This is a genomic window from Burkholderia sp. Se-20373, assembly GCF_017104705.1.
Taxonomy (GTDB): domain Bacteria; phylum Pseudomonadota; class Gammaproteobacteria; order Burkholderiales; family Burkholderiaceae; genus Burkholderia.
Genome location: NZ_JAAGPH010000195.1, coordinates 1 through 10,921 on the forward strand (window position 1 = coordinate 1; position 10,921 = coordinate 10,921).

Consider the following 10,921-nt stretch of genomic DNA (forward strand, 5'->3'; position numbering starts at 1 on the left):
TGGAAGACGCACTCGCGCCGCACGTCGCGGCGCGCGACTACGACCGCGGGCTGCGGATGCTGGTCGGCGAGTCGCGCTGGCGCGGCCCGCATTGCGTGGCGGGCTGGCTGCCGTCCGTCGTGCATTACCTGTTTCTCGACGACCCGCGTACCGAAGCGGTCGGCTGTGCCGTTCCGGCCGGCCACGCGCGGGTTGCCGACCATCTCGCGCGGCATGGCTTCGCGCGGCAGCGCCGTCTTGCGCTGGCCGACGCGCAGCCGCTGTGGATGCGCACGCTGCGCGAGACGTTCTTCTCCGGCCGTCACGTCTGACGCGCCGGATTCACCGACAAGGGAGCTGAGACATGCAGAGAGAAACCGTATTCGACCTGATCGGCGTCGGCTTCGGGCCGTCGAATCTGGCGCTGGCCATCCGCCTCGAGGAACGGCGCGCGGCGCGCCCGCTCGCCCATTGCTTCATCGAGCGCCAACCGGAATTCGGCTGGCATCGCGGCATGCTGCTCGACGACTGCCGGATGCAGATCTCGTTTCTGAAGGATCTCGTCACGATGCGCGATCCGACCAGCCGCTACACGTTCATCAACTACCTGTTCGAACGCGGCCGGCTGAACGAATTCGTCAACCTGAAGAACTTCTATCCGACCCGCGTCGAATTCCACGACTACCTGAGCTGGGTGGCCGACGCGTTCGACGATAGCGTCCACTACAGCGAGACCGTTCTCGCGATCGAGCCGGTGCGCGGCGACGGCGAGCAGATCGACGCACTGCGCGTGCTGTCGCGCGACGCCGCCGGCCACGAGCGCCAGCGCGTCACGCGCGCGCTGTCGGTCGGCGTCGGCGGCACGCCGGCGGTGCCGGACGCGTTCGCCGCGCTCGGCCGCGACCGCGTGATCCACTCGTCGTCGTACCTGACCGACATCGACCGGCTGGTGGCATCGTCGGACGGCGAGCGCCGCCGCGTCGCGGTGATCGGCGCGGGGCAGAGCGCGGCCGAGGTGTTCATCGATCTCGCGCGCCGGTTCCCGCACGTCGACGCGAGCCTCGTGATGCGCGCCGGCGCCTTGAAGCCGGCCGACGACAGCCCGTTCGTCAACGAGATCTTCAGCCCCGAGTTCACCGATGTCGTCTATGCGCAGCCGCACGACGCGCGCCGCGCGCTGCTCGAGCGCTATCGCGACACGAACTACGCGGTGGTCGACCGGCCGCTGATCGAACAGATCTACGAAATGCTGTACCTGCAGCGCATCGACGGCACGCCGCGTCATGCGCTGCTCGCGAACAGCGCGATCGAAGCCGCGGTGCGCACCGCCGACGGCCGCATCGAGCTGACGCTGCGCGACCGGATGAGCGGCGACACGCGCGTCGAGCGCTTCGACGCGCTCGTGCTGGCCACCGGCTACCGCCGCGACACGCATTCGGCGCTGCTCGAGGGCCTCGCGCCGCATCTGGGCGATGCGCTTTCACGGGGAGACGTCACGCGCGACTACCTGCTCGCGACGCCCGAGCACTTCGCGCCGCGCATCTACCTGCAAGGCTGCTGCGAAGACAGCCATGGCTTGTCCGACACGCTGCTGTCGGTACTGGCGCGCCGCGCGGACGAAATCTGCGCGTCGCTCGAAGACGGGATCGCGCCCGCCCATGAAGAAGGCGCGGCCCGGGCAACACAGGAAAAACGACAGGAAAACGGGGCGAGCGCGAGCCGGATGGCTTTCGCTCTTTGACAAAGGCGCGGTCGGAGACCGCATGAAAAAAGTGGAGCAGAGAAAGATGGAGTGGGCAACAGGCACGCGTTTGCGTGCGATCGCAGCCGCGGCGAGCGTGGCGTTCGGGGTGGCGGCAGGGCACGCACAGGCCCAGACGGCACCGGCCGTGAACGCAGGCGCAGCGGCGTCGGCCAGCAGTGCGCAGAACGGTGCGGCGGCGAGTGCGTCGGCCAGTGCATCGACCGGCACGCTGCCGACGATCAACGTCAACGCGGCCTCGGAAGGAGACGGCACGGTCGGGCTCGTCGCGAAGCGCAGCCGCACCGGCACGAAGACCAGCACGTCGATCAACGAGATCCCGCAGACGATCAACGTCGTCACCGCGCAGCAGATCGAGATGACCGGCGCGACCGACGTGAACGCGGCGCTGCGCTATGTGCCGGGCTTCTCGTCGTACGGCTCGGACAACCGTTCCGACTGGTACGCGGCGCTGCGCGGCTTCACGCCGACCGCGTACGTGAACGGGCTGCAGGTGCCGAACACGATCAACCTCGCGAGCTGGCGCGTCGATCCGTACATGATCGACAGCATCAGCGTGCTGCGCGGGCCGACCTCGGTGCTGTACGGCGCCGGCGACCCGGGCGCGATCGTCGACGTGCAGACCAAGCTCGCCGACGGCGAGCGCGTGCGCGAGGCCGGCGTGCAGATCGGCAACTACGCGCGCAAGCAGTTCATGATCGACGTCGGCGACAAGCTCGACCCGGACGGCAAGTACGCGTACCGCTTCGTCGGCGTCGCACGCGACGGCAACGCGCTGACCGGCCCGAACAACGACCAGCGCGTCGCGCTCGCGCCGTCGTTCCGCTGGCGCCCGAACGCGGATACGTCGCTGACGCTGTCGGCCACCTATCTGCAGGACTGGGGCGATATCTCGTCGAACTTCCTGCCCGCGCAGGGTACGGTGCTGCCGAACCCGAACGGCCAGATCAACAAGGACGTGTACGAAGGCGATCCGAACTTCAACTACTACCGCAAGAAGCAGTGGTCGGTCGGCTATCAGTTCGAGCGCAACCTGACGCCGGCGTGGACGTTCCGCCAGAACACGCGCCTGATGCACCTGTCGCTCGACAACGGCTCGGTATTCGGCAACGGCTTCGTCGACGGCAGCACGACCGACGTGTCGCGCTGGGCCGGCGTGTTCCAGATGAACTACAGCCGCTTCGACATCGACAACAACCTCGAAGGCCGCTTCGCCACGGGGCCGCTCCAGCACACGCTGCTGCTCGGGTTCCAGTACAACCGCCAGACCGCGACCGACAGCGAGTGGCTCGCCGCCGCGCCGCCGCTGAACATCTACAACCCGGTCTACCTGCCTGTCACGACGGCGGTGTTCACGCCGGACTCGACGTTCCGCACCAACACGTACACGACGATGAACACGTTCGGCCTGTACGCGCAGGACCAGATCAAATGGAACCGCTGGACGCTGACGCTCGGCGGCCGCGAAGACTGGGTCAACATGCGGATGGACGATCGCGCGGCCGGCACGTCGACGAAGGCGGACGTCACCGCGTTCACCGGTCGCGTCGGCCTCACGTACCAGGGCGATTACGGGCTGTCGCCGTACGTCAGCTACGCGACGTCGTTCAATCCGCTGATCGGCGTGAACCTGGTCGGCGGCGGGCTGCCGCAACCGACCCGCGGCAAGCAGATCGAAGCCGGCCTGCGCTGGCAGCCGCCCGGCAAGAACCTGATGCTGAACGCGGCGATCTACCAGATCAACCAGACCAACGTGCTCACGCCGGCGCTGCCGAGCCAGGACAATACCGGCACGAAGTCGGTGCAGACGGGCGAGGTGCGTTCGCGCGGGATCGAGCTGAGCGCGACCGGCAAGGTCACGCGCAACCTGTCGGTGATTGCCTCGTACGTGTATCAGGACGTGAAGAACGTGAAGGCCAACGACGTGTCGCTGAACAACTGGCCGGTCGACATTCCGCGCCCGCGCCAGATGGCATCGCTGTGGACCGACTGGACGTGGCACACGGGGCCGCTCGCGGGCTTCGGCCTGGGCGGCGGCATTCGTTACCAGAGCGCATCGGCCGGTGCGGCCGACAACTCGCTGACGGTATCGAGCGTCACGCTGTTCGACGCGGGCGTGCACTACGACACGCGTAACTGGCGCTTCGCCGTGAACGGAACGAACCTGGCCAACCGTCACTACATCAGCGGCTGCCAGTCGGCGAACGTCTGTGTGTTCGGCACCGACCGTACCGTGATCGCGACCGCGAAATACAACTGGTGACGATGTGCGCCGCGTCCCGCCGGCCGGCCGTCGCGGCCGGCGCGGGCGGGCCGCGGCGCCTTCGTCCGCTTATCCACGACGCAACCATGCCGAAGAAAAATCTCGTCTACATCCAGTCGCTGCGCAACGGCGCGGCCGATCGTGCCGGGCAGCCGGTCGCTTATCAGGGCGGCACGCGCTACATGAAGGCGCCGCTCGAATATCTCGTCGAACGCCTGAACGACTCGCCGCTCGGCGAGCGTTACACGCTCAAGGGCGTGATCGTCGACGACGACGACGGTTCGCCGGCCGACCGCGCGAAAGTCGCCGACTACGGCTTCGCCCGCACGCCGGGCCGCCCGTGGATCCTGCCGGAAGGGCTGGCGGTGCAGGGCCGGCCGGTCGACGAACTGTTCTGCACGATTGCGTCGACGTACCGGCGGCTGCCGCGCGACGCGCGCGAGCGCGTGGCCGGTAAACAGGCGTTCGAGCGCCGCCTGCTCGAGCGCCTGCTCGAACTCGACGCCGACGTCGTCGTGCTCGACGGGCTGCTCGTGATCCTCGACGAACTCGTGCGGCCCGGCGCGCGCTTTCACCGGCGCATCGCCAACATCCACCCGGGCATCACGGCCGACGGCTCGCCGTACCAGCGGCGCGGCGCGTGGGCGACGCTCGATGCGCTGCACGGCGCGCGCGGCGAACGGGTCGACTGGTCGAACGGCACGACGTCGTCCGTCGAGCCCGTGACGATGACGGGCGCGTCGTTTCACTACGTCGACAACGGCATCGATTCCGGCGAGGTGATCTGCGACGTGCTCGACACGCCGATCGCGCCGGACGACACGATTCTCGAACTGCGCTGGAACAACTTCCAGCGCAGCCTGTTTCCGGCACTCGAGCGGGGGCTGCACGTCCTCGCCGACCGCCACGACGCGGGAGCACTGTGATGGAAGACACGTTGACGAAACCGGCCGGCGCCGCGGACGCCGTCGAAGGTGAAGTGGCCGCCGCGCTCGACGGCGCCGCACACGGGCACGCGCTGGCCGTCGCCGAACACACGCTCGACGCGTGGCGGCCCGACGACTCGCCGGATGAACTGCTCGCGGCGTTCGTCGCGCTGTTCAACACCGACACGCGCTACGACGCGGCGACGATCACGGTGCCGCTCGGCGGCGCCGACGCGGCAGCCGTGGCGTCATACGTTGCGCGCGCGGTGCGCGAGGGCGTGATCGACGGCGCGCAGGTTGCCGGCGACGCGCTGCGCTTCACCGTGTCGCGCGCGACGTTCTGGCAGAACCCGCGGCCGTGGCTGAAGGCGCCCGCGTCGGGTGGCATGCCGCTGCGCCATGTGATCACGAACGGCCACCGGCACCCGGTGCGGCCGCCGTCGCCGGCCGGCGAGATCTATGCACGCACCATGCCGCAGGTCGGGATGACGTTCAGCCTGCGCACCGTCGATGTCGACGCGCACGCGGACCTGTTCAGCGGCTGGATGAACCTCGATCGCGTCGCGCATTTCTGGGACCAGCGCGGCACGCGCGACGAACACGCGGCGTATCTCGCCGAACGGCTCGCCGATCCGCACATGCACCCGATGATCGGCTATTTCGACGACACGCCATTCGGCTATTTCGAGTTCTACTGGGCGAAGGAGGACCGTCTCGCGCCGTTCTACGACGCGCACGACTACGACCGCGGGCTGCACCTGCTGATCGGCGATTCGCGCTTCCAGAGCGCCGGCAAGCTGCATGCGTGGTGGAGCGGGGTGCTGCACTACATGTTCGTCGACGAACCGCGCACGCAGCGGCTCGTGGGCGAGCCGCGCGTCGATCACGTGCGGCACATCGCGTACATGCACCGGCTCGGGTTCTACACGCTGAAGGAGTTCGACTTCCCGCACAAGCGCGCGGCGCTCACCGTGATCGAGCGCGATACATTCTTCGACACTTTCAAATTGCCGTGACGGCGCGGGGGCGCGGTGCGGCGCGAGGGTGCGCGCGGCGCCGTGGCTCGCGGGCATCGGCCATCCGGGATATGGACCGCGCGGCCTGCGTCGTGAAGAATGGATCGCTCTCCTCATCGACGACAGGCCCGCGACATGGCAAAAACATCCTCCACGGCATGGTGTGCGACATCCGGTTTGCGCACCCCCAAATTGACATATGCCGGCATATGCCTAGAATGGACGCATCGTACTCCCATGGAGTGGCTCATGCGCACCGTTTCCATTTTCAAGAACGCCCGTAACCAGGCAATCCGCATCCCGAAGGACATGGAGTTCGAGGGGGTGACGGAACTCGAGATTCGCCGCGAGGGCGACACGCTGCTGCTGCGGCCGGTGCGGCCCACGTGGCTCTCGTTCGCGAGCGAACCGCCGGCCGACGCCGACTTCCTCGCCGAACGCCCGGCCGTCATCGAGTCCGGCCGCTTCGACCTGTCCGATGGCGGTGGCGCCGCACCGACGGAGTCCGGCCAGTGACCACGCTCTACATGCTCGATACGAACATCTGTTCGTTCATCATGCGCGAGCGGCCGCCCGTGGTGCTGTCGCGGCTGCAATCGTGCGTCAATGCGCAGCACCGGATCGTCGTCTCGGCAATCACCTATGCCGAAATGCGGTTCGGCGCGGTCGGCAGGAAGGCATCGCCGAAGCATGCGGAACGCGTGACGGCCTTTGTTTCGCGGCTGGACGGCGTGCTGTCGTGGGACACGGCGGCCGTCGATGCAACGGCCGCGATTCGTGCCGATCTCGCCGCGCGCGGCACGCCGATCGGCGCGAACGACGCATCGATCGCCGGCCATGCGATCGCGGCCGGTGCGGTGCTCGTCACGCACAACAGCCGCGAGTTCAGTCGTGTCGCCGGGTTGTCGCTCGAAGACTGGGCGGCGTGAGCGCCGTTCGGGCCAGGATGTGCCCATGTCGGGAGTTGTTCACTTTTCAGCCGGCGTACACAAAAAGTGTACGAGGGTGAGAAAGTGAACAAGGCGATCGTAAGCCATTGATTGAAAATAAATTCCCAGCCGCCTTCCGCGACTGGCGATCTGCGCGCGGGGGCCGGAAATCGGGAGCCGACGCCCGGACCGGCTAGCCCCGTTTTGCCCGTGACAATTGTCCCGAAAATCCATTCAGGCGCGTCCTGCGCGTCGAACCAGCGGCAACTGCCGGTTGCTACCGCGACGACTTTCCGTCTGCCCGGTTGCCGTCGAACCCACTATCCTTGCCTGCATATTCCCCACAGGACAGGAGACGACACCGTGACGCACAGCGTGATTCCCGCAAGCCTCGCCGACGAAATGATCGAGATCCGGCACCGCATCCACGCCCACCCCGAGCTCGGCTTCGAGGAATTCGCGACGAGCGACCTCGTCGCGGAGCAACTGCAGTCGTGGGGCTACACGGTGCATCGCGGGCTGGGCGGCACGGGCGTCGTCGCGCAGTTGAAGGTCGGCAGCGGCGCACAGCGGCTCGGCCTGCGCGCCGACATGGACGCACTGCCGATCCACGAGGCCACGGGCCTGCCGTACGAGAGCAGGATCGCCGGCAAGATGCATGCGTGCGGCCACGACGGCCACACGGCGATGCTGCTCGCGGCCGCGAAGCACCTGGCGCGCGAGCGCCGTTTCTCCGGCACGCTGAACCTGATTTTCCAGCCGGCCGAGGAAGGGCTCGGCGGCGCGAAGAAGATGCTCGACGAAGGGCTGTTCGAGCTGTTCCCGTGCGATGCGATCTTTGCAATGCACAACATGCCCGGTTTCCCGACGGGCAAGTTCGGCTTCCTGCCGGGGTCGTTCATGGCGTCGTCGGATACGGTGATCGTCGACGTGCAGGGCCGGGGCGGCCACGGCGCGGTGCCGCACAAGGCGGTCGATTCGGTGGTCGTCTGCGCGCAGATCGTCATCGCGCTGCAGACGATCGTGTCGCGCAACGTGTCGCCGCTCGACATGGCGATCGTCACGGTCGGCGCGATCCACGCGGGCGAGGCGCCGAACGTGATTCCCGATCGCGCGCAGATGCGCCTGTCGGTGCGCGCGCTGAAGCCGGAGGTGCGCGACTTGCTCGAGACGCGCATCAAGGAAGTCGTGCATGCGCAGGCGGCCGTGTTCGGCGCGACCGCGACGATCGACTACCAGCGCCGCTACCCGGTGCTCGTCAACGATGCGGAAATGACCGCGTTCGCGCGCAACGTCGCCCGCGAATGGGTGGGCGACGCGAACCTGATCGACGGGATGGTGCCGCTCACCGGCAGCGAGGATTTCGCGTTCCTGCTCGAGAAGCGGCCGGGCTGCTACCTGATCATCGGCAACGGCGACGGGGAGGGCGGCTGCATGGTGCACAACCCCGGCTACGATTTCAACGACGCGGCGCTGCCGACCGGCGCGTCGTACTGGGTGAAGCTGGCGGAGTCGTTCCTGGTTTGACAGCGAAAACGACGCATACGGCGCGAGGCGCGGCATCGACAAGGTCGCCGCAACGGCGGAGCGCCGGAAGTCCCAGACTCGGGAAAACGATGGCCGCATTGAACGAGCAATGACTCATGTCGCAAAACACATCCGTTTCCCGGCGCGACCACTTTGCCGAACTCGTCGATACTCAAGTGCAATCGGAACAATACGGTTCCGCAAGCGACGTCGAACGAACCGGTTTGCGGCTTCTCGAATCACGCGACATGCAGGTGCGCGCGTTGCAGGAAGCGTTGAAGGCCGGGGAGGTATCGGGAGCACCCAGGCCATTCGACCGCGAGGCCTTCCTGGCCCGCATGCGGGCCGCGCATGACGGCTAAAGGCAGCGTCGGCTCGCCCCGCTGGCCGAACTCGATCTCGAAGACATTTGGCGCGATACCGTCGGGCGTTGGTCGCTCAAGCAAGCCGACCTTTACCACCGCGATCTGATCGGAACCATGGAAGCGCTGGCGCGCGGTGAAAAGGTCGGCCGGACTTGCATTGTTCGCGATGGATATTTCCGGTATGCCGTGGGCGCCCACGTCGTGTTCTATCGTGAAACGGAATACACGATCGATGTAATTCGGGTCCTGCATCAACGCATGGACATCGAACAACATCTGTAATCGCACAAGGCAGGCACGTGATCGTTGCGACGGGGCATGCAATCCCGGTATGGCTTGAGCGATCCCGAATCTAGAACGCTTCCCCGCTGAACAACGCCACGACCGCATCCGGATTCGACGGCCAGTACATGTGCATGTACGTCGCGACGATCGCATCGCGACAATAGACGGCTTCGCCGTAGCCCGCCGCGCCATCGGGACGCGCGGCATGCGCGACCGCCTCCAGCGGCGTCGCGAGCCGCGAATAGTGGAACGTATGCCCCCGCATCGTCCCGCTGCGCGTGTCGAGCCGCTGCATGCCGAGCGCCGCGAACCGGCGTTGCATCGTCGCGTGACCCGGCAACAGCCCAAGCATCGGCGTCGTCACACCGTCGACATCGGTCAGCGACTCACACAGATACACCATCCCCCCGCATTCCGCGACGATCGGCCGGCCGGCCGCTACGTGCGCGCGAATCGACCGCGCGGTCGCGGCATTCGCCGCGAGTGCCGCCGCATGCAATTCCGGATAGCCGCCCGGCAGGAACAGTGCGTCGCAATCGTCCGGCAAGGGTTCGTCGGCGAGCGGCGAGAAGAACCGTAACTGCGCACCGAGCGCGTCGAGCAGCGCGAGATTCGCCGGATAGATGAACGAAAAAGCCGCATCGCGCGCCACCGCGATTCGCTTGCCGGCGAGCGCGCGCGGCAGCGGCGCCGCTGCATCCGGTTCCGCGAACGCAACGGCCGGCGGCAACTCGGCCAGCGCCGTCTGGGCGAGCACGTCGGCCGCGCGATCGAGCCGCGCATCGAGATCGTCGATGTCGTTCGGCTGGTGCAGGCCGAGATGCCGCTCCGGCAGCGCGATGCCCGCATCGGCCGGCACGTGCCCGAGCCAGCGCAAGTCGTCGGGCAGCGCCTGTTGCAGCAGTTCCGCGTGCCGGGCCGACCCGACGCGATTCGCCAGCACGCCGTGAAACGGCAGCCCCGGCCGGAACCGCGCGAGCCCGAACGCGATCGCCGCGAAGGTCTGCGCCATCGACTTCGCGGAAATCACCGCGACGACCGGCACGCCGAACGCGGCCGCGAGGTCGGCGCTGCTCGGCGTGCCGTCGAACAGCCCCATCACGCCTTCGATCAGGATCAGGTCGGCCTCGCGCGCCGCGTCGGCCAGCAGCGCGCGGCAGCCGGCCTCGCCGACCATCCCGAGGTCGAGCGCATGCACCGGCGCGCCGCTCGCGCGCTCCAGCAACATCGGATCGAGAAAATCGGGCCCGGTCTTGAACACGCGCACGCGCCGGCCGAGCCGGCGGTGCAGCCGCGCCAGGCCCGCCGTGACCGACGTCTTGCCCTGACCCGACGCGGGCGCACTGACGAACAGCGCGGGGCAGGCGGGCATGCTCAGAACTCCACGCCGCGCTGCGCCTTCACGCCTTGCTCCTTGTACGGATGCTTGACGAGCCGCATTTCGGTGACGAGGTCGGCCGCGTCGATCAGCGCATCGGGCGCATGCCGCCCGGTCACGACGACGTGCACCGACTCGGGACGCGCGGCGAGCGTCGCGAGCACTTCGTCGAGCGGCAGGTATTCGTACTTCAGCACCGTGTTCAGCTCGTCGAGGATCACCATCCGGTAGTCGCCGCTCTCGATCATCCGGCGCGCCTCGTCCCAGCCCTTGCGCGCGGTCGCGATGTCGGCGTCGCGGTTCTGCGTGTTCCACGTATAGCCGTCGCCCATCGTCACGAAATCGCATTCGGCCACCGCGCCGAGGAAGTCACGCTCGGACGTATGCAGCGCGCCCTTGATGAACTGGACGACACCGAGCCGCATGCCGTGGCCGAGCACGCGCACCGCCATGCCGAACGCGGCCGTGCTCTTGCCCTTGCCGTTGCCGGT

General features: G+C 67.6%; 12 protein-coding genes. 10 read left to right on the top strand and 2 right to left on the bottom strand.

Features of this window, described 5'->3' with window-relative positions:
* From G3N96_RS34980 to G3N96_RS35025, 10 genes are all read left to right on the top strand, one after another.
* On the top strand, nucleotides 1–311 hold a 311-nt coding region (locus tag G3N96_RS34980; protein ID WP_206140021.1), incomplete at its 5' end, for a GNAT family N-acetyltransferase.
* A gap of 32 nt (nucleotides 312–343) precedes the next feature.
* Nucleotides 344–1,720, top strand: a complete 1,377-nt coding sequence (locus G3N96_RS34985) for a lysine N(6)-hydroxylase/L-ornithine N(5)-oxygenase family protein (protein ID WP_206140022.1) — start codon at nucleotides 344–346, stop codon at nucleotides 1,718–1,720.
* 22 nt (nucleotides 1,721–1,742) lie between these two features.
* Nucleotides 1,743–4,004, top strand: a complete 2,262-nt coding sequence (locus G3N96_RS34990) for a TonB-dependent siderophore receptor (RefSeq protein WP_206140023.1) — start codon at nucleotides 1,743–1,745, stop codon at nucleotides 4,002–4,004.
* An 86-nt stretch (nucleotides 4,005–4,090) separates the two neighbouring features.
* Complete coding sequence (locus tag G3N96_RS34995; protein WP_124585315.1) at nucleotides 4,091–4,930, top strand: formyltransferase family protein; 840 nt, start codon at nucleotides 4,091–4,093, stop codon at nucleotides 4,928–4,930.
* Complete coding sequence (locus G3N96_RS35000; RefSeq protein ID WP_206140024.1) at nucleotides 4,930–5,946, top strand: GNAT family N-acetyltransferase; 1,017 nt, start codon at nucleotides 4,930–4,932, stop codon at nucleotides 5,944–5,946. The genes G3N96_RS34995 and G3N96_RS35000 overlap by 1 nt, the downstream gene beginning before the upstream one ends.
* 249 nt (nucleotides 5,947–6,195) lie before the next feature.
* The gene (gene vapB / locus G3N96_RS35005) at nucleotides 6,196–6,462 is read left to right on the top strand and encodes a type II toxin-antitoxin system VapB family antitoxin (RefSeq protein ID WP_089494829.1); all 267 of its coding nucleotides are present in this window, start codon (nucleotides 6,196–6,198) and stop codon (nucleotides 6,460–6,462) included.
* Nucleotides 6,459–6,875: a PIN domain-containing protein gene (locus tag G3N96_RS35010; protein ID WP_206140025.1), complete on the top strand. Its 417-nt coding sequence runs from the start codon at nucleotides 6,459–6,461 to the stop codon at nucleotides 6,873–6,875. Before vapB ends, G3N96_RS35010 begins: the two co-directional genes overlap by 4 nt.
* A 363-nt stretch (nucleotides 6,876–7,238) precedes the next feature.
* Entirely contained in the window at nucleotides 7,239–8,402 is a 1,164-nt protein-coding gene (locus G3N96_RS35015) for a M20 aminoacylase family protein (protein ID WP_124584401.1), read from the top strand.
* Between the two features lie 116 nt (nucleotides 8,403–8,518).
* Entirely contained in the window at nucleotides 8,519–8,764 is a 246-nt protein-coding gene (locus tag G3N96_RS35020; protein WP_089456200.1) for a type II toxin-antitoxin system ParD family antitoxin, read from the top strand.
* Nucleotides 8,765–8,809: 45 nt separating this feature from the next.
* Entirely contained in the window at nucleotides 8,810–9,049 is a 240-nt protein-coding gene (locus tag G3N96_RS35025) for a type II toxin-antitoxin system RelE/ParE family toxin (protein WP_346778929.1), read from the top strand.
* 70 nt (nucleotides 9,050–9,119) lie between these two features.
* Here G3N96_RS35025 and G3N96_RS35030 read toward each other — a convergent pair whose 3' ends face one another.
* Both G3N96_RS35030 and cobO read right to left on the bottom strand, forming a co-directional pair.
* The gene (locus G3N96_RS35030) at nucleotides 9,120–10,424 is read right to left on the bottom strand and encodes a cobyrinate a,c-diamide synthase (RefSeq protein ID WP_206140026.1); all 1,305 of its coding nucleotides are present in this window, start codon (nucleotides 10,422–10,424) and stop codon (nucleotides 9,120–9,122) included.
* A 2-nt stretch (nucleotides 10,425–10,426) separates the two neighbouring features.
* The coding region (gene cobO, locus G3N96_RS35035) for a cob(I)yrinic acid a,c-diamide adenosyltransferase (RefSeq protein WP_206140027.1) at nucleotides 10,427–10,921 on the bottom strand (495 nt) is incomplete at its 5' end.